Below are 18,892 nucleotides of genomic sequence, written 5' to 3' on the forward strand. Positions count from 1 at the left end.
GGATCGGGACGGGACTCAGAAGGACTCAGAAGACGGTGACGTGCACGTGGTCGAAGTGGTTGGCCGTGACCGAGCCACGGTCGTCCATGCCGCGCCAGCCCTCGCCGCCGCGCTCGACCGACCAGATCTGCTGCTGGTAGATCACGTAGTTGACGCCGAGGTCGGCACTGTGGGCGCGCACGAACTCGGCGATCTGCGTGCCTTCGGCACCGCTCACCATGATGTCGACCGCGAGGCCCTGCGAGTGCTCGCCGTCGTTGCGGAACGTGCCGTAGGTGGTGACGTCGGGGAACGCGGCGCACACCGCGGCGTGGACCTTCTTGACGTTGGCGCTGACGCCGTCGGGCACCGAGGTGCCGTTGGTGCAGTCGGCGCCGATCGCGCCGATCGCGGGCGGCTTCTCGTCGGTGAGGTAGTCGTCGGTGACCCAGCGGGTCTGGGTCTTGGCCCAGACGATCTCGACCCGGCCGTCCCGCTCGCGCCCGGTGAGGAGCACCGGCTCGCCGGCGTCGATGACGCCCGTCTTGGTCGAGGACTCGGACGGACCGGTCCACAGGTTGAGCGCCTCGGTGGTGAAGCGCTTCGTGTCGGCCCCGGCGATGGCCTCGGCCACGGCCTCGGGCGCGAGCAGACGCTCCAGCGCCGTCTCGGGGGCATCCGGGGAGGACTTCTTCTTGCCCGCGGCGGGCGGAGCGCTGGGCCGTCCGCTCTCGAGCCGGTCGACGGAGCCACGCGAGAGGGTCGAGCCACGGGGTACGGCGCCGGACGCGTCGCCGACGACGACCGCGTCGGGGCGGGCCGGGACGGCGATCTCGGCGGTGGTGGCATCGGCACCGAGGACACCGATCGAGACCGCACCCAGGGTCGCGGCGATGGCCAACGGCGCGGCGAGGACGTAGGGGCGGGCGGGACGCAGCCGCGGCAGCGAGCCGAGGAGCGTGCGGGCATTGGTCTCCCGCTTGTGGCGATGGTGTGCCACAGCGCTGATCCTTTGCAGTAGAGGTCAGGAACACGTGCGCCGGGTTGACGGCGAGCGAGCGACGAGTGAAGCACAGGACGCGGGGGCCCGGGGAATCGGTCACCGCCTCGGAAGGGTGCTCTCGATCACCCCGGCCGCCGACACGCCGCCGACACCCCGCCGGGCCGCTCCCAGGGCGTGCCCTAGCCCCCGGAGGTCTCGCCGGAGTCCTCGCGCAGCACGCACGCGGTGCCGTCGGTGTCGTCGAGCCAGCCCTCGGGCAGCACGACCCGCTCGCGCGGGCTGCCCTGGCGGCCTCGGGGCGTGCCCAGCTCGGCGACCGGGAAGGGCTCGTCGGGATCGAGGTCGGCGAGCAGGACGTCGAGGTCGGCGAGCGTCGAGACGAGTCCCAGCGAGCGACGCATCGTGCCCCCGGCCGCGAACCCCTTGAGGTACCAGCTGACGTGCTTGCGGAACTCCTTGCAGCCACGCTCCTCCCCCATGTGCTGGCAGAGCAGCTCGGCGTGGCGGCGCATCATCGTGACGACCTCACCCAGGACGGGCAGCGTCGACACCTCCTCACCGGCGAACGCCGCGGCCAGGTCGCGGAACAGCCACGGCCGGCCCAGGCAGCCGCGGCCCACGACGACGCCGGCGGCACCGGTCTGCTCGACCATCCGCAGCGCGTCGCGCGCCTCCCAGATGTCGCCGTTGCCGAGGACCGGGATGTCCACGTGGTCGACCAGCCTCGCGATCGCCTCCCAGTCGGCCTGGCCGCTGTAGGCCTGGGCAACCGTGCGACCGTGCAGCGCGATCGCCGCGCAGCCGGACTCCTGGGCGATGCGGCCGGCGTCGAGGTAGGTGAGGTGGTCGTCGTCGAGACCCTTGCGGGTCTTGATCGTCACCGGGACGTCGTACGGCGCGGCCGCGGCCACCGCCTGCTCGAGGATCTGGCCGAGCAGGGTGCGCTTCCAGGGGAGCGCGCCGCCGCCGCCCTTGCGGGTCACCTTGGGGACCGGGCACCCGAAGTTGAGGTCGATGTGGGCGACGCCGAAGTCGCCGCAGAGGATCTCGGCCGCCTTGGCGACGTAGACGGGGTCGGTGCCGTAGAGCTGCACGGACCGGACGGTCTCGAGCTCGTCGAAGACCAGCATGTCCATCGTGTGCGCGTCACCCTCGACCAGTCCGCGGCTGGTGATCATCTCGCAGACGTAGAGGCCAGCGCCCTGCTCGGCACACAGCCGGCGGTAGGCGGCGTTGGTGATGCCGGCCATCGGGGCGAGCACCACGGGGGTGTCGACCGTCAGGGAGCCGAGGCGGAGCGGGGCGGTCACCGGACCATTCTGGCCCGGCGACCCGCCGCTCGTGGAATCAGTACGTGACCGCGACCCCCGTGATCACCACGGGGCCGGTGCAGGTGTCGGACGTCGCCCGGTAGACGGAGAACGAGTAGTTGTCCCGCTTCTGGAACTTCGTTCCGCTGCGCGTCGGCTCGGCGGTGAACACGGACTCCGTGGTCGTCTCGGCCACGGCCGGCACGCTCACGGTCCCGCCGCCCCCCAGGCCGGCGACAGCGATGCCGTTGTCCACGACCAGGCCCACCCGCTCGTGGGTCGCGGAGTTGGGCAGCAGCGAGACCGTGCAGCCGGTCTGGTCGATGTGCCACTGCATCCGGATCTTCAGGGTGGCACCGGTCTGGAAGCTCGGAGGCAGCACCAGTCCCCAGCCGATCCGATTGCCGACGGTGTCCGGGACGTTGATGCCTCCGCCGCCGAACGCGCCGGTCCGGTAGTAGCTCGTGGTGTCGCCGATCGGCAGCCCGGCGCCGAGGTCGAGCGGGATGAACCGGTACGCCGCGCCGTCCACGCCGTCGAGGCGGTCGGCGTCGGGCGCCTTCTTGATGATGTCGTCGGGCAGCCGTCCCGCGCTGTTGGTGGCGACGAGCTTGTTCTTGCGCTGGGCGGGCGTGGCGCTCGCCTTGACGGCGTGGAACCCGTCGACGCGGTCCGAGTTGGCGACCGCAGCCGCTCTCGCCTGGACCGTGTCGCCGATCCAGGCCGCTGCCGGAGCCGCGCCAGAGGTGGCGGCACCCACGACGCCTCCCACCAGGAGGGCGATGGTCGCGACGGTCAGGGGCTTGGTGGGTGTGCGCATCGGGTTCCTTCGGCCGGGGACTGATGCCCGACGCTCGCACCGGATCGACCCCGCCGACATGGCCCGATCGGGCTATCCCGAGGCGGAGCGGCGCAGCCTGGTGACCTTGCCGGTCCAGGTGATCGGAGCGACGCCCTCGGGCGGGCGGAACGACACCGAGGCGAGCCGGGCCCCCGAGGGCACCAGGAAGATCAGGCACGAGCGGGTCCGCTCACCGGGGGCGAACCCGGCGGGCAGCAGCGAGCCCGCGCAGGCCTCGAAGTCCTGGGCGACGCCGGTCGGCGGGACCAACCGGCCGGAGGTGTCGACGACGTAGATCGGCGGCTGGCCCCCGCCGAGGTCGGTCGCGCCGCGGTTGGTGACCAGCATCGAGACGAAGTAGGGCGTCGAGGCCCGGGCGGTCGCGTCGAGCCGGAACCCGGCGAGCGAGCGCGTGACCGTCGTCTGCTGGACCCGGTCCACCCGGACGCCGACGACCCCGACCCGACCCTGGCGCGGCTGCCAGGCCGCCACCGCGGTCCGGCCGAACGTCAGCGCGCTGCCGGCGGCCGTGAGCCGCACCCCCTGCGGGACCGGCAGGTACGCCGTGGGGTCGGCCGACGTAGTCGCACTCGCGCTCGCACCCGTGGTGCCGCCGGCGTCCGCGCCCGCCGAGGTCGACGTGGGGCTCGGGGTCGGCGTCCGCCCCTGCGAGGAGTCGTCTCCTCCCCCGCACCCGGCCAGCCCGCCCAGCAGTCCGGCGGCCAGCGTGCCGGCGAGCGCGGAGGCGAGCGGACGGCGGGACATCAGCAGCCGACGAGTCGCTCGGCCAGGTAGGCGGTGACCCCCGCGAGCGGGATGCGCGACTGCGCCATGGTGTCGCGCTCGCGGATCGTCACGGCGTCGTCCTCGAGGGTCTCGAAGTCGACGGTGATGCAGAACGGGGTGCCGACCTCGTCCTGGCGGCGGTAGCGCTTGCCGATCGCGCCGGCGTCGTCGAAGTCGACGTTCCACCCGCGGCGCAGCTCGGCGGCGAGGTCACGTGCCTTCGGCGACAGGTCGGCATTGCGGCTCAGCGGCAGCACGGCGGCCTTGAACGGGGCCAGGCGCGGGTCGAGGCGCAGCACGGTGCGCTTGTCGACGCCGCCCTTGGTGTTGGGGGCCTCGTCCTCGGCGTACGCGTCGACCAGGAAGGTCATCAGGCTGCGCGAGAGCCCGGCGGCCGGCTCGATGACGTAGGGGACGTAGCGCTCGTTGTTGGCCTGGTCGAAGTAGCTGAGGTCCTTGCCGGAGGCCTCGCCGTGGGTCTTGAGGTCGAAGTCGGTGCGGTTGGCGATGCCCTCGAGCTCGCCCCACTCCGAGCCGGCGAACCGGAAGCGGTACTCGATGTCGACGGTGCGCTTGGAGTAGTGGCTGAGCTTCTCCGTGGCGTGCTCGTAGTGGCGGAGGTTGTCCTTGTCGATGCCGAGGTCGACGTACCAGCGGGTGCGCTCGTCGATCCAGTACTGGTGCCAGTCCTCGTCGTCGCCGGGCTTGACGAAGAACTCCATCTCCATCTGCTCGAACTCGCGGGTGCGGAAGATGAAGTTGCCGGGAGTGATCTCGTTGCGGAACGACTTGCCGATCTGGGCGATGCCGAACGGCGGCTTGCTGCGGCTGCTGGTCACCACGTTGGCGAAGTTGAGGAAGATGCCCTGCGCGGTCTCGGGACGCAGGTAGTGCAGGCCCTCCTCGTTCTCGATGACGCCGAGGTAGGTCTTGAGGAGGCCGGAGAACTGGCGCGGCTCGGTCCACGCGCCGCGGGTGCCGCAGTTGGGACAGGCGAGCGTGGCGAGGTCGATCGAGTCGGGGTCGGTGTCGCCGCCCTTCTTCTCGGCGGCAGCCTCCTGGAGGTGGTCGGCGCGGAAGCGCTTGTGGCACGACTGGCACTCGGTCAGCGGGTCGCTGAAGGTCGCGACGTGGCCGCTGGCCTCCCACGTCTGGCGCGGCAGGATGATCGAGGAGTCGAGGCCGACGACGTCGTCGCGCATCTGCACCATGGACTTCCACCACTGGCGCTTGATGTTGTCCTTGAGCTCGACGCCGAGCGGGCCGTAGTCCCACGCCGACTTGGTGCCGCCGTAGATCTCGCCGCAGGGGAAGACGAACCCCCGGCGCTTGGCGAGGGAGACGACGTTGTCGACGGCGGTCGGGGGCGGCTTGGCCACGGGGCTTGCTCCTGTGCTCGGCTCGGTCGGCTGGCTGCCGATCGGGAAGATCTCAGCCTAACGAGCGCGTCGCGCGGATATTGAGGTCGGTGCCGTTGTCGGCGATCTCGTAGGCGCTCGGCTCGTCGAGCGCACGGCTGAGCGTCGGCACGGCGTGGAGCTTGACGTCGTACGACGACAGCGCGCGGCGGTAGGCGCCGACGTGCTCCCACGTCGTCGTGAGCACCCACAGCTCGGGGTCGTCGACGTTGCGGCCCGTCGTGCCCGCCAGGTAGCCCGGCCGGGCCGCCAGCGCCTCGTGGGCGCGGTGCAGGTCGGCGCGGAAGCCCTCGCCCTCGACTTCCGGGACGCGGAAACGGTTCACGACGATCACCCCGCCACCCTAGGGTCACCCCATGACCACCCCCGCCGAGCTCCCGTACGAGAAGGTCGCCTACCCCGACGCGCCGTGGCAGATGGTCGGCTCGCTGTGGCTGACGGTGTTCCGGCTGAACCACGACGTCGACGCGCTGCGACCCCGGGGTGTCTACGGCGCTGCTTTCGTCTCCTACGAGGAGGGCAGCCCGCTGACCTACTCGGAGCTGCTCGTCGCGCGGGCACTGCCCAAGAGCGCCGGCAAGGGTCGCAAGGTGTCCATCACCGACATCTGGGTCGACTCCCCCGCCTCCGTCGCCGGCGGCCGCGAGCTGTGGGCGATCCCGAAGGGCCTGTGCGACTTCGAGCTCGAGACCAGCCACCGTGGCCCGCTGACCACGACGGACTGGTCCGCGTCGTTCGGGCGGAGCCCGATCGCGAGCGCCACCTTCACCGACGTCTCGCGCGCCGCCCCGCGGCTGCCGTTCAAGGGCACGACCTGGCAGCCCGAGCTGCCCGAGGGCGGCGGTGAGAAGGGCGCGGTCCTGCAGGGCTCCTCGAAGGCGTTCGTCGCGCGCGCCCGCTGGGACTTCGCCCCCGAAGGCCCGCTCGGCTTCATGCGCGGGGCCCGTCAGCTGGCGTCGTTCCGCCAGGCCGCGTTCCGGATGTCCTTCGGCTGAGCCGCGCGGGCGTGGCGCAGCGATGGTGAGGGGCCGGCCCGAGCCCGACCCGGCGTACGTCGCCCGGGTGGCGACGTACGCGCTGGCCCTGCCCGAGGTGCACGAGGAGGACGCGTGGACCGGCGTGCGCTGGCGGATCCGTCAGCGGACCGTGGCGCACGTGCTGATGACCACGCCCGACCGTGCGACCGAGTACGGCGTCGACCTCGCCGCACCCGCACCGCTGCTGACCTTCCGCGCCAGCGGCGAGGAGCTGCTGGCGCTGAGCCTGTCGGGGCCGCCGTACGTCAAGCCGCGGTGGTCGCCGACCGTCGTCGGGCTGCTGCTGGGCGAGGACACCGACTGGGACGAGGTCGGTGAGCTGGTCACCGAGAGCTATCGGCTGCTGGCGCCGCAGCGGCTCGTGCGGCTCCTGCAGGACCGGTGATCGCGTGGTCGACGAGGGTCTCGGCCACGGCGCGGGCGACACCACCGCCCACGCCGCCCGGGCTCACGCCGTCGCGCAACCGCATCGCCAGCTCGCCGGAGACCACGAGCAGCAGGCTCTCGGCCAGCTCGGACGAGCCCGGCCCCACGAGGGGGACGGCCAGGTCGCGCAACCGGGTGCGCAGGGTGCCGGTCTCGGTGGCGAGCGTCGCGGCGAGCACGGGCGACGGTCTGGCGCACTCGGCGGCCGTGCCCAGGAACGCGCACCAGCGTGCCCCGTCGGGCCGGCTGCGGAACCGCTCGAGCGCGACGAACACCGAGAGCAGGCGCGCCCGGTCGTCCTCTGAGCGCTGCAGCTCGGCGTCCCAGACCGCGAGCCACTCGCCGTGGCGGCGCTCGAGGGCGGCCGCCACCAGCCCCTCCTTGCTGCCGTAGGCGCGGTAGAGCGTCGCCGGCGACACACCCGCGCGCTCCAGGATCGCGTCGACCGAGGTGGCCACGACGCCGTCGGTGAAGAGCAGCTCCTCGGCGGCGTCGAGCAGGCGGACCTCGGTCCGTGCTCTCGTCGCCATCGGACCAGTCTAGAGTCGGCGAAGTGAAACGATCGTTATCGTTTGGTGGACGACCAGACACCGCCCTCGTCGTGGCCGGCACCTGCCTGATCGCCGGCACCTACGGCTTGGTCCGGCTGGGCTACGGCCTGTTCCTGCCCGACATCCGGGCGTCGATCGGACTGGGGTCGGCGGCGGCCGGCTACGTCGCAGCCGGGTCCTCGGTGGCCTACTGCCTGGGCGCCCTGCTCGGCCTCGGCGTCGGCGGCCGGGCCCGGGCGCTGGTGGTGGGCGCGCTGGCGACCGCCTCCTGCGGCGCAGCGGGGATGGCGCTGTCGACGGACGTGGCGATGTTCGTGCCGCTGGCCGTGCTCAGCTCGGTGGGCGCGGGACTCGCGTCCCCGGGGATGGTGGCCGTCATCGAGCGCAACGTGCGGCGCGCGGAGCGCGACCGGGCCCAGGCCGTGGTCAACGCCGGCACCGGACCCGGTCTCGTGGCGGCCGGCGCACTGGCGCTGGTCCTGCTCCCCCGGTGGCAGCTGGGGTTCGCGGTCGCCGCGATCGTCACCGCGGCCGCCGGCATCGCGGTGCTCGCCCTCGACCGACCCCGACCGGCGTACGACGGACCCGCCCGCACGGACGGCGAGGACCAGCCGACCGACCAGGACGACCGGGTCGACCAGGACGACGAGGGCCACGCCTGGATGTGGGACCTACGGCGGCCGGCGGCCGCGGCGCTGCTGCTCGGCGCGGGTTCCGCGTCGGTCTGGACCTACGGACGCAGTCTGCTCGTCGCGCAGGGCGCGGGCGCCGACGCCTCGGTGGTCGCCTGGATGGCGGTCGGCGTCGGCGGGTCCGCGACGGTCGTGACGGCCGGGCGGCTGGCTCGGCTGCCACCACCGCGCGCGTGGCTGCTCAGCTGCGGCGCCGTCGGCGTCTCGATCGCCGTGCTCGCCGCCGGGGCGTCGTACCCGGCACTCGCGCTGGTCGCGTGTGCCGCCTTCGGCTGGTCGTTCGTCGCCGCCACCACCGCGCTCATCGCGTGGGCCGGCTCGCGAGTGCCGGACCGAGCCGCGCCGGGCACGTCGATGCTCTTCGTCATGCTCACCCTGGGTCAGGCAGCAGGCTCCGCGGCCGGCGGCGCGATCGGCGACGCCCGCGGCCTGCCGTTCGCCTTCGCCCTGGCCGCCGGGGTCACCGCAGCGGCGGCCGCGGTCGCGACGGGAAGAGTGCGTCGTCCCGGTCCGGCGACCGCCGGCCGGCCGGGACGAAGCCGGCCAGGAGGAGCGGGACGGCGCTGAGCGCGAGGATCCACCAGAACGTGGTGTGGAACGCGCCGAGCACCGCGGCCGGGGTGGCGGCGCCCGCGAGGTTGCTCTGCAGGACGACCGCGATGACGGTGACCCCGAACGGCGCCCCGACCCGCTGCACGATGCTGAAGGCGGCACTCCCCCGCGGCGTCTCCTCCGGACCGAGGCTGGCGAACGCCATCGTCATCACCGGGAGCGAGGCGGCCCCCATGCCGAACCCCTGCACCAGCTGGGCGGCCAGCAGCAGGGGCGTGCCGCCCGCCGGATCGGCCAGGGCGAACGGGACGATGCCGAGCATCGTGAGCAGGACCCCGCCGGCGACGACGAGGCGCAGGTCGAGCCGCGCCGCCAGCCGGCCGCCGAGGAGGATGTAAAGCATGGTGCCGAGGCCCTGGGGGATCAGCAGCAGGCCGGTGTGGAGCACGGACTCGCCGCGCGCCTGCTGGTAGAAGATCGGCATCAGGAACATCAGGGCGTACATCGAGAAGCCGGCGGCGAAGGTGATGACGCTGGACAGGCCGAAGCTGCGCCGGGCGAAGACGCGCACGTCGATGAGGGCGCCCGGTCCGGTGCGCAGGGCGCCTGCGGTGAACGTGCCCAGGAGCACGACGCCGGCCAGCAGCGGCAGCCAGGCGCTCGTCGCGGCGAAGCCGTCGTCGCCGCCGACGCGACTGAGCCCGAAGGCGACCAGCGCCACACCCGGGGTGAGCAGCAGCAACCCGACCGTGTCGAGACGGTGGCCCTCACGGCCGGCGTGGGAGGGCAGCAGTGCCGGCCCCAGGGCCAGGGCGACCAGGCAGAGCGGGACGTTGACCAGGAACAGCCAGTGCCAGCTGATCGAGTGCACGATCGAGCCACCGATGACCGGCCCCAGGATCGGCGCCAGCTGACCGATCAGGCCGATCGTCGCGATGGCCCGCCCGATCCGGTCCCTGCCGGCGGCCCGGGTCAGGATCGTGATCGTCACCGGCAGCACCATCCCGCCGCCGAGACCCTGGAGCACGCGGAACCCGACGAGCGAGGGCAGCGACCAGGCCAGGCCGCACAGGAGCGAGCCGGCCATGAACGTGGCCACGGCGAGCATCCAGGTCGTGCGGTCCCCCAGGCGCTCCGACACCCATCCCGAGACCGGGATGACGGCGACGAAGGCGAGCAGGTAGCCGGTCGAGATCCACTGGGCGTCCGCCACGGCGACGTCGAAGGTGGAGCGCAGGTGGTCGAGGGCGATGTTGACGATCGTCGTGTCGAGCAGCGTGGTCAGGGCGCCCAGGACCAGCACCAGGCTGATCAGGGTGAGGCGGCGGTCGGAGACGACCGGCTGGGGCAGGGAGGCTTCGATGGTCACGCCAGCGACACTACACCGTGTCGTGTAGCAGGTACACCGACGAGTGTAGGATCGCCTCGTGGAGAGCGACCAGAGCACCGCGACGTCGACCAGGCCGGTGCGCGAGGGCCTCGCCCACAAGCGCGCGGCGATCCTGTCCGCGGCGCGCGAGCTGTTCGTGCGCCAGGGCGTCGAGCGCACGAGCATGGACGCCGTCGCGGCCGAGGCCGCGGTGTCGAAGCGGACCGTCTACGACTACTACGGCGACAAGCACGGCCTGCTCCTCGCCGTGGTCGTGGCCGCCGGGGAGTCCCTGATCGCCACGCTCCAGCAGGCCCTCGACGAGCATCTCTCCGACGCGGCGGACATCCGCACCACGGCCGACCTCGAGCGCGCCCTCACCGACTTCGCGGTGTCCGTCGGGGTGTCGATGCTGGGCTCGTCCGACTACACCGCGACCGTCCGGCTCATCACCGAGAACGGCGCACTGCTGCCCGAGCTGGCCAGCCACCCGCTCAACGTCGCGCCCGAGGAGGCGGTGGCCGAGCGACTGGCCCACTTCGCCTCGACGGGCCTGCTCGACGCCGAGGACCCCCGGCTCGCGGCCGACCACTTCAACGGCCTGACCACCTTGCTGGCCTTCGGCCACCACCAGCCCGGCGCGATCGACGCCGACCGCGTCCGTCAGATCATGGTCGACGGCGTCCACGCCTTCATGCGGGCCTACGGCAGCCGCTAGACCAGACGGCGACGGACACTTCCGGACACCGCCGGCCCACCTGTCAGTCGTCCTGGTGCTCCTCGGCCGCCTTGCGGGCCGACTCGCGGATCTCGAAGACCTCGGTGGCGAACCCGCCGACCACGGTGGCGATGTCCTTGACCGCGGCGGTGATGATCGTGGCGACCTCGCCCACGGTGGTGGCCGCCGCCTCGGCGGCGGACTGGAGGGAGTCCTTGCCGATCTCGGCCCTCGACAGCTTGTCGGGGCTCACGGGACCGCTCTCGGGATCGGGCATGGCACCCAGTGTGCCGCGCGGACGGTGATCACGCCTTGGCGGGCGGCAGGGCCATCGCGCAGATCTTCTTCGCGACGCTGAGGAGCTGCTTGCCGAGCGGGCCGGTGTTGTACTGCAGGCCGTAGCGCTGGCAGATCTCCCGGACCTCCTCGGCCACCTGCGGGTAGCGCCGCGCCGGCAGGTCGGGGAAGAGGTGGTGCTCGACCTGGAAGCTGAGGTTGCCGGTCATCAGGTGGAACAGCCTGCCGCCGGTGATGTTGGCCGAGCCGAGGAGCTGGCGGTAGTACCAATGACCGCGCGACTCGTCCTCGCACTCCTGCTCGGTGAACGTTGCGACGCCGGCCGGGAAGTGCCCGCAGAAGATGATGTTGAAGGCCCAGACGTTGCGGATCAGGTTGGCGGTCGCGTTGCCGGCGAAGGTCAGCGGGAAGAGCGGGCCGGTCAGGGCCGGGAACAGCAGGTAGTCCTTGATCGCCTGGCGCTTGACCTTGCGCATGATGCCGGCGTGCAGGGCCTTGTTGTCCTCCAGCTTGCGGGTGCCCTTGACGAGGTTCTCGACCTCGAGGTCGTGCATCGCGACGCCCCACTCGAAGAACACCATCAGCAGGAACGCGTAGAGCGGGTTGCCGAGGTAGTAGGGGTGCCACTTCTGGTCCTCGTCCATGCGCAGGATGCCGTAGCCGATGTCGCGGTCCTTGCCGAGGATGTTGGTGAACGTGTGGTGGATGTAGTTGTGGCTGTACTTCCACTGCTCACCGGGACAGACGTTGTCCCAGTCGTACATCCGGGAGTTGAGGCCCGGGTCGCCCATCCAGTCGTACTGGCCGTGCATCACGTTGTGGCCGATCTCCATGTTCTCGAGGATCTTGGAGACCGACAGCGACGCGACCGCGAGCGGCCAGGCCGGCGGCAGGTAGAACAACGCCCGCCCGGCGATCTCGAACCCGCGCTGGAGCTTGACGACCTTGCGGATGTAGGCCGCGTCCTCCTCGCCGAGGTCGTCGAGGATCCGCTGCCGGATGGCGTCCATCTCGGCGCCGAACGCGTCGAGCTGCTCGGCGGTGAGCTTCGCGGTCTCGGCCTTGGCCTGCTCGAGGTCGATGGACTCGAGGATGTCTTCGATGTGTGCTGCGGACATGTCGTGGTCTCCTTGAAGCTCGTTACAGCTCGACGGCGCAGTCGCCCTCGGGGGCGCTCACGCAGATCTGGATGTCCTCGTCGGGGAGCGACGAGGTGGCGCCGGTCAGCACGTTGCGGACGGTGCCCTCGGTCTTGCGGGTCGTGCAGGAGAAGCAGATGCCCATCCGGCAGCCGAACTCGGGCGTGAGCCCCAGCGCCTCGGCCTGCTCGAGGAGGGTGGCGCCGGAGTTGGCGGCCTCGGCGAGCACGGTGCCGGACCGGGTGAACGCGACGTCGCCCTCCGCGGAGCCGGCCGTCGGCCTCGGCGCCTTGAACAGCTCGGTGCGCAGCCGACGCTCCGCGCCCCCGGCGTACGCCGCCCCGACGAGCTCCATGAGACCGGCCGGGCCACAGGCCCACGTGTCGGTGTCGCGGTAGCGCGGCACGAGCCGGCGCAGCTCGAACTCGGAGAACACGTGGTCGCCGTGGCGCAGGTGGACCGTGACGTCGTTGTCGGCGGCGGCGATGCTCGCGAGCTCGTCGGCGAAGATCTGGTCCTCGGGCGAGCGGGCGTAGTGCAGGAAGGTGACGCGGCGACCCGCCCGGCCGTCGTACCCGTCGCGGAGCAGGGTGCGCACGATCGACATCGCCGGGGTGATGCCGGAGCCGCCGGTGATGAAGAGCAGGTGGTTGTTGGTCGGCGTCGCCGGGCTCTCGGCGAGCGTGAACTCGCCCTGGGCCTGGCTGAGGTGGACGATCTGGCCGGGCTCGGCCGTGACGAGGTGCCGGGACACCTGGCCGTCGGCGTGGGCGCGGACGGTGAGCTCGATCCGCTCCCCCGGCACCGATGCCGCCGAGGCGATGGTGAAGCAGCGGGTCATCCGCCGCGCCGAGCCGGGCAGGTCGAGGCCGACCTGGACGTACTGGCCGGCGCGGTGACCGCGCCAGGTCGCCGTCGGCTGCAGGGTGATGGTCGCGACTGCAGCCGACCGCTCGGGGTCGCAGTCGGGGTTCTCGCGCTCGACCGAGACGACGCGCGCCCGGACCTCCTGAGCCGCCCACATCGGGTTGACCAGCTCGAGGTAGCGGTCGACGCCGTGGGGCGAGGCCAGGGCGGCCAGCACCCGCGAGCGCAGGATGCGCCGTCCCAGGGACGCGACGGGCGCGGGGGCTGAGGGTGGGACCGAGGGTGGGGCTGAGGGTGGGGCGGTGGTGCTCATGTCGCCTCCTGTGAGTGTACGTGTGTACACCCAAAGCATGCCGCGCCCCCCGGATGACGGTCAACCATCGACTCCCGTGAGCGTGGACACACGTGCACCGGGACCTACCCGTCGGTACGACCTAGACTCCAGCGGGTGACCGAGAGCCCCGACCACGAGACGCGTGTCGCGCGCAAGGAGCGCACCCGCCGCGCCATCCTCGACGCCACGCTGGTGCTCTGCGAGGAGAGCAGCCTCGTCGCCCTGTCGCTGCGCCAGGTGGCCAAGCAGGTGGGCATCGTCCCGACCGCGTTCTACCGCCACTTCGACTCCATCGAGTCGCTCGGCCTGGCCCTGGTCGACGAGTCCTTCGTGTCCCTGCGCGCCATGCTGCGCGACGTACGTCGCCACGACCCGACCTATCGCGACATCGTCGACCAGTCCGTCGACACCCTGGTCAGCCACGTGCAGAAGGAGCGGCAGCACTTCAACTTCATCGTGCGCGAGCGCGCGGCCGGCCCGCTGTCGGTCCGGGCGGCGATCCGCCACCAGATCGAGCTGTGCGAGCGCGAGCTCGCCACCGACCTCGCGAGGCTCCCCGGCACCGAGAGCTGGAGCCCCGAGGACCTGCAGGTCCTCTCCAACCTCATCGTGACCGCGATGGTCGCCACGGCCGAGGACATCCTGGTGGCCGGTGGTCGTCCCGACGCCGAGAAGGCCGTCGGCGAGCGCGCGCGCACCCAGCTGCGGATGGTGATCATCGGCGCGCTCGGCTGGACCTCGCGCGGCTGAGCGCGCGCGACAGCGTCACGTCCGTGATCACGATCCCCTGACGGACCGTCCTGTCCGAGCACGGCGAGGTGGTCTCCCGCTCATCGACGCCGTCGGCGTCGACGGACTCCGGATCTCCTGACGGGGCCGGCTCAGTAGGGTCCGGGCATGGATCACGACGAGTACGCCGCCCACGACGCCCTCGGCCTGGCCGAGCTGGTCCGGACCGGCACGGTCACCTCCGACGAGCTGCTCACCGCCGCCCGGGCCCGCATCGCGCAGGTCAACGACCGGGTCAACGCCGTCGTCGTCGATGTGGACCCGCCGGCCACGTCGTCGGCGACCGGCCGCGACGACGGCCCGTTCGCCGGGGTGCCGTTCCTGGTCAAGGACCTGCACCAGGACGTCGCCGGCTACCCGACCAGCGGCGGTTCGCGCTCGCTGGCCACGACCGTGGCCGCCGAGCACGCCGACGTCGTCCAGCGCTGGCTCGACGCCGGCCTGGTGGTGCTCGGCAAGACCAACACCCCCGAGTTCGGCGCCAAGGGCATCACCGAGTCGGAGCTCTTCGGCCCCGCCCGCAACCCCTGGAACACCGACCACACGCCCGGCGGCTCCTCGGGCGGTGCCGCCGCGGCGGTCGCCGCGGGCATCGTGCCGGCCGCCGGGGCCAGCGACGGGGGCGGCTCGATCCGGATCCCCGCCTCGGCCTGCGGGCTCTTCGGGCTCAAGGCGACCCGCGGCCTGGTGCCCTCAGGTCCCGCCCACGGCGAGCCGCTCGGCGGGACCGCCACCGACGGCGTGATCTCCCGCTCGGTCCGCGACAGCGCGGCCATGCTCGACGTGCTCGTCGGCGCGGCGTCGTACTCCCCGTACCTGCCGGCGATGCCGGCGACGTCGTACGCCGACGAGGTGGGTCGGGACCCGGGCGTCCTGCGCATCGGCCTGTGCACCGCGAGCTCGATCAACCCCGACCCGGACCCCGAGGCGGTGGCCGCCGCCGTGGCGACCGGCGCGCTTCTCGAGAGCCTCGGCCACCACGTCGAGCACCTCGACACCGCACCGTTCGACGACGCGGCCCTGGCCAAGGACTTCCTCACCAGCTGGTTCGTCTACTGCGCCTACTCCGTCGACGAGGCCAAGCGCGCCTCCGGCAGCGGCGACAGCGGCTTCGAGGACGACACCCTCACGATGGCGGCGCTGGGGCGCGCGACCGGCCCGATCGACTTCGTGCGCGCGGTCGAGAACCGTCACACCCACGTACGCCGCCTCGCGGAGTTCCACGAGCGCTTCGACCTGCTGCTGACCCCGACGACCGCGACCCCTCCGCCGCGCGTCGGCGCCTTCGACGCGCCGCGGCCGGTCCGGCTCGCGCAGCGCGCGCTGCTGACCGCGCGTGCCGCGAGCCTGCTGCGGCTGACGCCGATCGTCGACCAGATGATCAGCCAGAACCTCGGCTGGGTGCCCTACACCCAGCTCGCCAACCTCACCGGTCGCCCGGCCATCACCGTCCCGCTGCACTGGACCGCCGCCGGTCTGCCCATCGGCAGCCAGCTCGTGGGCCGCCTCGGCTCCGACGGCCTGCTGCTGCGCCTGGCCGCCCAGCTCGAGCAGGCCGCTCCCTGGGCGGACCGGCGCCCGTCGCTGTAGGAGGCCGACGGCGGGTCAGGTCGCGCGCGGCACGACCGGTCGCACCGTCACCTCGGGGATCGTGGCGTCGTCGGGCAGGTCGAGGACGTGCAGGATCGTGTCGGCGACCGTGGCAGGGCTGATCCAGCGCGCCGGGTCGTAGGTGCGCCCCTCCTGCTCGTGGACCTTCTCCTGCATCGGCGTGGCCGTGCGGCTCGGGAAGATCGTGGTCACCCGCACCCCGTGGTCGACCTCCTCGGCGCGCAGTGAGTCGGCGAAGGCGCGCAGGCCGAACTTCGAGGCGGCGTACGCCGACCAGTCGGCACTGGCGGACAGCCCGGCGGAGGAGTTGACCAGCACGACCAGCCCCCGGGCCCGGCGTACGGCCGGGAGCAGCAGGCGGGTCAGCAGCATCGGCGAGACGAGGTTGACGTCGAGCTGGGCGCGCAGGAGGGCAGGGTCGAGCTCGGCCACCGGCGCCAGGTCGACCACGCCGGCGGAGTGGATGACCGAGTGGAGCCGGTCGGGCAGCGGACCCGCCCGACGCACATCCTGCGCGACGAGGTCGGGCGACGCGAGGTCGCAGACCACGGTCGTGGCCCCGGGGTGGAGGGCCCGGAGGTCGGCGGCGCGCTCCTCGGAGCGCGCGAGGAGCACGAGGTCGTCGCCGCGGTCGTGGAGGCGCTCGGCCAGGGCCGCGCCGATGCCGGAGCCAGCCCCGGTGATCAGGTGGGTGGCCACCTCAGCGCGTGAAGACGATCTTGCCGAACACGTCGCCGCCGGCCATCGCGGCGAAGCCCTCGCGGGCGTCGGTGAGGGCGACCTCGCGGTCGATCAGCGGCTTGGTGCCGGTGGCGTCGAGCATCGCGACCAGCTTGGCCAGCTCGTCGCGGGTGCCCATCGTGGAGCCGACGACCGAGAGCTGCAGGAAGAAGATGCGGGTCAGCTCGGCGTCGTCGAGCTTCGGGCCGGACGTCGTGCCGCTGACCACGATCGTGCCGCCGGGACGCAGCGCCCGGATCGAGTGTGACCAGGTGGCGCGCCCGACGGTCTCCATCACCGCGTCGACCTTGACCGGCAGCCGGGCGCCGGACTCGAAGACGTCGTGCGCACCGATCTCGAGGGCGCGGGTCCGCTTGGCCTCGTCGCGCGAGGTCGCCAGCACCCGGAGGCCGGCCGCCCGGGCCAGGATGATGCAGGCCGTCGCGACTCCCCCGCCGGCGCCCTGCACCAGGACGGTGTCACCGGCCGTGAGGCCGCCGCGGGTGAAGAGCATCCGGTAGGCCGTCAGCCACGCGGTCGGCAGGCACGCCGCCTCGGCGAACGACAGCGAGGCCGGCTTGGGCACGACGTTGCGGCGGGGCACGATCACCTTGTCGGCCAGGGTGCCCTGGTGTCGCTCGGAGAGCAGCGAGCGCTGGGGGTCGAAGGTCTCGTCGCCGCGCCAGGACGGGTCGCTGATCACGGCGTGCACGACGACCTCGTTGCCGTCCTCGTCGAGCCCGGCGGCGTCGCAGCCCAGGATCATGGGCAGGGCCTCCTCCTTCAGGCCGACGCCGCGCAGCGACCACACGTCGTGGTGGTTGAGCGAGGCGGCCTTGACGGTGACGGTGGTCCAGCCGTCGGGGGCGACCGGGTCGGGTCGCTCGCCCAGCACCAGACCGTCGAGGGGCGACTCGGAGGAGAAGGACTCTGCGTAGACGGCGAACATGGTGCGAGAGTATCTGCGTCATCTCCCAGCAACCTGCGAGGACTACCGTGGAAGACATGGATCAGCCCTACGTCGTCGTCCTCTTCGGTGCGACCGGCGACCTGGCCCGACGCAAGCTGCTGCCCGGTCTGCTGCGCCTGTTCGAAGCCCGTCTGCTGCCCGACTGCCGGGTCATCGGCACCTCGCTCGAGGAGCTCGACGGCGAGGCCTTCGACGCCCTGGCCCGCGCCGCCTGCGAGGAGTTCGGCAAGGGCGACATCACCGACGAGCGGTGGCGCCACTTCTCCAAGCGACTGCGCTACGTGCCGACCACGGCCGGCCCCCACGCCCTGGCGACCCTGGTCAAGGAGTGCGAGTCCGAGCTCGCCGGTGCGGGCACCGGCGAGGTGGGCCGGCTGCACTACCTCAGCGTGCCGCCGAAGGCTGCGCTCGACGTGATCCACGAGCTGCACGAGGCCGACCTCGTCGACCGCGCCAAGATCATCATGGAGAAGCCCTTCGGCGTCGACCTCGAGAGCGCCAAGCGGCTCAACGACGAGGTCCACCAGGTCTTCGACGAGGACCAGGTCTTCCGCATCGACCACTTCCTCGGCAAGGAGGCGGCCCAGAACATCCTGGCCTTCCGCTTCGCCAACGGCCTGTTCGAGCCGATCTGGAACCGCAACTTCATCGACCACGTGCAGATCGACGTACCCGAGACGCTCGGGCTCGAGGGCCGCACGAAGTTCTACGAGTCCACCGGCGCCTACCGCGACATGGTCGTCACCCACCTGATGCAGGTGCTGGCCTTCATGGCCATGGAGCCGCCCACGACGCTGGCCCCGGGTCCGATCGGCGAGGAGAAGCTCAAGGTCTTCCGCTCGATGCGCCCCATCGACCCCCATGACGTGGTGCGCGGCCAGTACGGCGGCTACCGCGGCAAGGAGGTCGTCGCCGACGACTCCGACACCGAGACCTTCGTGGCCCTCAAGGTCGAGATCGACAACTGGCGGTGGGCCGGGGTCCCGTTCTACCTGCGCACCGGCAAGAAGCTGGCCGAGGGGGCGCGGATCATCTCGATCGCGTTCAAGGAGCCCCCGCTGTCGATGTTCCCGGCCGGCTCCAACGCCGGCACCCAGGGGCCCGACCACCTCACCTTCGACCTGGCCGACCAGTCGCGGATGTCGCTGTCGTTCTACGGCAAGCGCCCCGGACCGGGCATGAAGCTCGAGAAGCTCTCGATGCAGTTCGCCACCGTCGACACCACCAGCACCGGCCTGGTGCTCGAGGCCTACGAGCGCCTGATCCACGACGCCATGCGCGGCGACCACACCCTGTTCACCTCGGCCGCCGGCATCGAGACGCTCTGGGAGAAGTCGCAGCCGCTCCTCGACAACCCGCCCCCGGTGCGCGGCTACGCTCCCGGCTCGTGGGGGCCCAACGCGATCCACCAGCTCATCGCGCCGCACGCCTGGCGGCTGCCGTTCGAGCGGGTCTGGCGCGACCGCACCAACCGCTAGCGACC

At 72.2% G+C, this 18,892-nt stretch carries 20 protein-coding genes; 7 read left to right on the forward strand and 13 right to left on the reverse strand.

What is annotated here, in order from left to right; all coding sequences use genetic code 11:
• Nucleotides 1-25: 25 nt before the first annotated feature.
• From FJQ56_RS12210 to FJQ56_RS12235, 6 genes are all read right to left on the reverse strand, one after another.
• Nucleotides 26-979, reverse strand: a complete 954-nt coding sequence (locus tag FJQ56_RS12210) for a VldE C-terminal domain-containing protein (protein WP_140009862.1) — start codon at nt 977-979, stop codon at nt 26-28.
• A gap of 182 nt (nt 980-1,161) precedes the next feature.
• Nucleotides 1,162-2,292, reverse strand: a complete 1,131-nt coding sequence (gene dusB, locus FJQ56_RS12215) for a tRNA dihydrouridine synthase DusB (protein WP_170215390.1) — start codon at nt 2,290-2,292, stop codon at nt 1,162-1,164.
• 37 nt (nt 2,293-2,329) lie between these two features.
• Nucleotides 2,330-3,112, reverse strand: coding sequence for a hypothetical protein (locus FJQ56_RS12220; RefSeq protein ID WP_140009863.1), 783 nt, complete (start codon nt 3,110-3,112; stop codon nt 2,330-2,332).
• A gap of 72 nt (nt 3,113-3,184) precedes the next feature.
• The gene (locus FJQ56_RS12225) at nt 3,185-3,898 is read right to left on the reverse strand and encodes a hypothetical protein (protein WP_140009864.1); all 714 of its coding nucleotides are present in this window, start codon (nt 3,896-3,898) and stop codon (nt 3,185-3,187) included.
• On the reverse strand, nt 3,898-5,298 hold the full coding sequence (locus FJQ56_RS12230) for a glycine--tRNA ligase (protein WP_140009865.1): 1,401 nt from the start codon (nt 5,296-5,298) through the stop codon (nt 3,898-3,900). Before FJQ56_RS12230 ends, FJQ56_RS12225 begins: the two co-directional genes overlap by 1 nt.
• Nucleotides 5,299-5,350: 52 nt before the next feature.
• Nucleotides 5,351-5,671: an antibiotic biosynthesis monooxygenase family protein gene (locus FJQ56_RS12235; RefSeq protein WP_140009866.1), complete on the reverse strand. Its 321-nt coding sequence runs from the start codon at nt 5,669-5,671 to the stop codon at nt 5,351-5,353.
• Nucleotides 5,672-5,693: 22 nt separating this feature from the next.
• Here FJQ56_RS12235 and FJQ56_RS12240 point away from each other — a divergent pair, with 22 nt between their 5' ends.
• Together FJQ56_RS12240 and FJQ56_RS12245 are read left to right on the forward strand one after the other, a co-directional pair.
• Nucleotides 5,694-6,332 carry an acetoacetate decarboxylase family protein gene (locus tag FJQ56_RS12240; protein WP_140009867.1) on the forward strand — a complete coding sequence of 213 codons (639 nt, stop codon included), beginning with the start codon at nt 5,694-5,696 and terminating at the stop codon, nt 6,330-6,332.
• Between the two features lie 22 nt (nt 6,333-6,354).
• Nucleotides 6,355-6,759: an MmcQ/YjbR family DNA-binding protein gene (locus FJQ56_RS12245; protein ID WP_140009868.1), complete on the forward strand. Its 405-nt coding sequence runs from the start codon at nt 6,355-6,357 to the stop codon at nt 6,757-6,759.
• Here FJQ56_RS12245 and FJQ56_RS12250 read toward each other — a convergent pair.
• The gene (locus FJQ56_RS12250) at nt 6,698-7,330 is read right to left on the reverse strand and encodes a TetR/AcrR family transcriptional regulator (protein WP_140009869.1); all 633 of its coding nucleotides are present in this window, start codon (nt 7,328-7,330) and stop codon (nt 6,698-6,700) included. The two genes, FJQ56_RS12245 and FJQ56_RS12250, sit on opposite strands and share 62 nt — an antisense overlap.
• Before the next feature lie 71 nt (nt 7,331-7,401).
• Here FJQ56_RS12250 and FJQ56_RS12255 point away from each other — a divergent pair, with 71 nt between their 5' ends.
• Entirely contained in the window at nt 7,402-8,610 is a 1,209-nt protein-coding gene (locus FJQ56_RS12255; protein ID WP_170215391.1) for an MFS transporter, read from the forward strand.
• Here the strand turns inward: FJQ56_RS12255 and FJQ56_RS12260 are convergent.
• Nucleotides 8,504-9,964, reverse strand: coding sequence for an MDR family MFS transporter (locus FJQ56_RS12260; RefSeq protein ID WP_170215392.1), 1,461 nt, complete (start codon nt 9,962-9,964; stop codon nt 8,504-8,506). The two genes, FJQ56_RS12255 and FJQ56_RS12260, sit on opposite strands and share 107 nt — an antisense overlap.
• Before the next feature lie 58 nt (nt 9,965-10,022).
• Between FJQ56_RS12260 and FJQ56_RS12265 the strand changes: the two genes are divergently transcribed.
• The gene (locus FJQ56_RS12265; RefSeq protein ID WP_140009872.1) at nt 10,023-10,682 is read left to right on the forward strand and encodes a TetR/AcrR family transcriptional regulator; all 660 of its coding nucleotides are present in this window, start codon (nt 10,023-10,025) and stop codon (nt 10,680-10,682) included.
• Between the two features lie 43 nt (nt 10,683-10,725).
• Here the strand turns inward: FJQ56_RS12265 and FJQ56_RS12270 are convergent, their stop codons facing one another.
• Genes FJQ56_RS12270 through FJQ56_RS12280 form a run of 3 tightly spaced genes read right to left on the reverse strand, consistent with a single transcriptional unit; the run spans nt 10,726 to nt 13,298 of the window.
• Nucleotides 10,726-10,959 carry a hypothetical protein gene (locus tag FJQ56_RS12270; RefSeq protein ID WP_140009873.1) on the reverse strand — a complete coding sequence of 78 codons (234 nt, stop codon included), beginning with the start codon at nt 10,957-10,959 and terminating at the stop codon, nt 10,726-10,728.
• A gap of 28 nt (nt 10,960-10,987) precedes the next feature.
• The gene (locus FJQ56_RS12275) at nt 10,988-12,097 is read right to left on the reverse strand and encodes a fatty acid desaturase family protein (RefSeq protein WP_140009874.1); all 1,110 of its coding nucleotides are present in this window, start codon (nt 12,095-12,097) and stop codon (nt 10,988-10,990) included.
• A 22-nt stretch (nt 12,098-12,119) separates the two neighbouring features.
• Nucleotides 12,120-13,298, reverse strand: a complete 1,179-nt coding sequence (locus FJQ56_RS12280; RefSeq protein ID WP_140009875.1) for a ferredoxin reductase — start codon at nt 13,296-13,298, stop codon at nt 12,120-12,122.
• A gap of 135 nt (nt 13,299-13,433) precedes the next feature.
• Between FJQ56_RS12280 and FJQ56_RS12285 the strand changes: the two genes are divergently transcribed.
• Together FJQ56_RS12285 and FJQ56_RS12290 are read left to right on the forward strand one after the other, a co-directional pair.
• On the forward strand, nt 13,434-14,069 hold the full coding sequence (locus FJQ56_RS12285) for a TetR family transcriptional regulator (RefSeq protein WP_140009876.1): 636 nt from the start codon (nt 13,434-13,436) through the stop codon (nt 14,067-14,069).
• Nucleotides 14,070-14,216: 147 nt separating this feature from the next.
• A complete protein-coding gene (locus FJQ56_RS12290) occupies nt 14,217-15,698 on the forward strand; it encodes an amidase (protein ID WP_140009877.1) in 1,482 nt (493 codons plus the stop codon).
• A gap of 15 nt (nt 15,699-15,713) precedes the next feature.
• Here FJQ56_RS12290 and FJQ56_RS12295 read toward each other — a convergent pair whose 3' ends face one another.
• Nucleotides 15,714-16,418: an SDR family oxidoreductase gene (locus tag FJQ56_RS12295; RefSeq protein WP_140009878.1), complete on the reverse strand. Its 705-nt coding sequence runs from the start codon at nt 16,416-16,418 to the stop codon at nt 15,714-15,716.
• Between the two features lies 1 nt (nt 16,419).
• Nucleotides 16,420-17,388, reverse strand: a complete 969-nt coding sequence (locus FJQ56_RS12300) for a zinc-binding dehydrogenase (RefSeq protein WP_140009879.1) — start codon at nt 17,386-17,388, stop codon at nt 16,420-16,422.
• Nucleotides 17,389-17,444: 56 nt separating this feature from the next.
• On the opposite strand from FJQ56_RS12300, the gene zwf reads away from it, so the two are divergent.
• Nucleotides 17,445-18,887 (forward strand): glucose-6-phosphate dehydrogenase, encoded by a 1,443-nt coding sequence (gene zwf, locus FJQ56_RS12305; protein ID WP_140009880.1) that lies wholly within the window; start codon nt 17,445-17,447, stop codon nt 18,885-18,887.
• Nucleotides 18,888-18,892: the final 5 nt, after the last annotated feature.

This window comes from Nocardioides plantarum (genome assembly GCF_006346395.1).
Classification (GTDB): domain Bacteria; phylum Actinomycetota; class Actinomycetes; order Propionibacteriales; family Nocardioidaceae; genus Nocardioides; species Nocardioides plantarum.

What these genes read in the sequence shown, in the direction of transcription:
- FJQ56_RS12275 (WP_140009874.1), bottom strand. Translation starts at nt 12,097, where the DNA reads ATGTCCGCAGCACACATCGAAGACATCCTCGAGTCCATCGACCTCGAG.
- zwf (WP_140009880.1), top strand. Translation starts at nt 17,445, where the DNA reads ATGGATCAGCCCTACGTCGTCGTCCTCTTCGGTGCGACCGGCGACCTG.
- FJQ56_RS12220 (WP_140009863.1), bottom strand. Translation starts at nt 3,112, where the DNA reads ATGCGCACACCCACCAAGCCCCTGACCGTCGCGACCATCGCCCTCCTG.
- FJQ56_RS12240 (WP_140009867.1), top strand. Translation starts at nt 5,694, where the DNA reads ATGACCACCCCCGCCGAGCTCCCGTACGAGAAGGTCGCCTACCCCGAC.
- FJQ56_RS12250 (WP_140009869.1), bottom strand. Translation starts at nt 7,330, where the DNA reads ATGGCGACGAGAGCACGGACCGAGGTCCGCCTGCTCGACGCCGCCGAG.
- FJQ56_RS12300 (WP_140009879.1), bottom strand. Translation starts at nt 17,388, where the DNA reads ATGTTCGCCGTCTACGCAGAGTCCTTCTCCTCCGAGTCGCCCCTCGAC.
- FJQ56_RS12280 (WP_140009875.1), bottom strand. Translation starts at nt 13,298, where the DNA reads ATGAGCACCACCGCCCCACCCTCAGCCCCACCCTCGGTCCCACCCTCA.
- FJQ56_RS12290 (WP_140009877.1), top strand. Translation starts at nt 14,217, where the DNA reads ATGGATCACGACGAGTACGCCGCCCACGACGCCCTCGGCCTGGCCGAG.
- FJQ56_RS12245 (WP_140009868.1), top strand. Translation starts at nt 6,355, where the DNA reads ATGGTGAGGGGCCGGCCCGAGCCCGACCCGGCGTACGTCGCCCGGGTG.
- FJQ56_RS12270 (WP_140009873.1), bottom strand. Translation starts at nt 10,959, where the DNA reads ATGCCCGATCCCGAGAGCGGTCCCGTGAGCCCCGACAAGCTGTCGAGG.
- FJQ56_RS12225 (WP_140009864.1), bottom strand. Translation starts at nt 3,898, where the DNA reads ATGTCCCGCCGTCCGCTCGCCTCCGCGCTCGCCGGCACGCTGGCCGCC.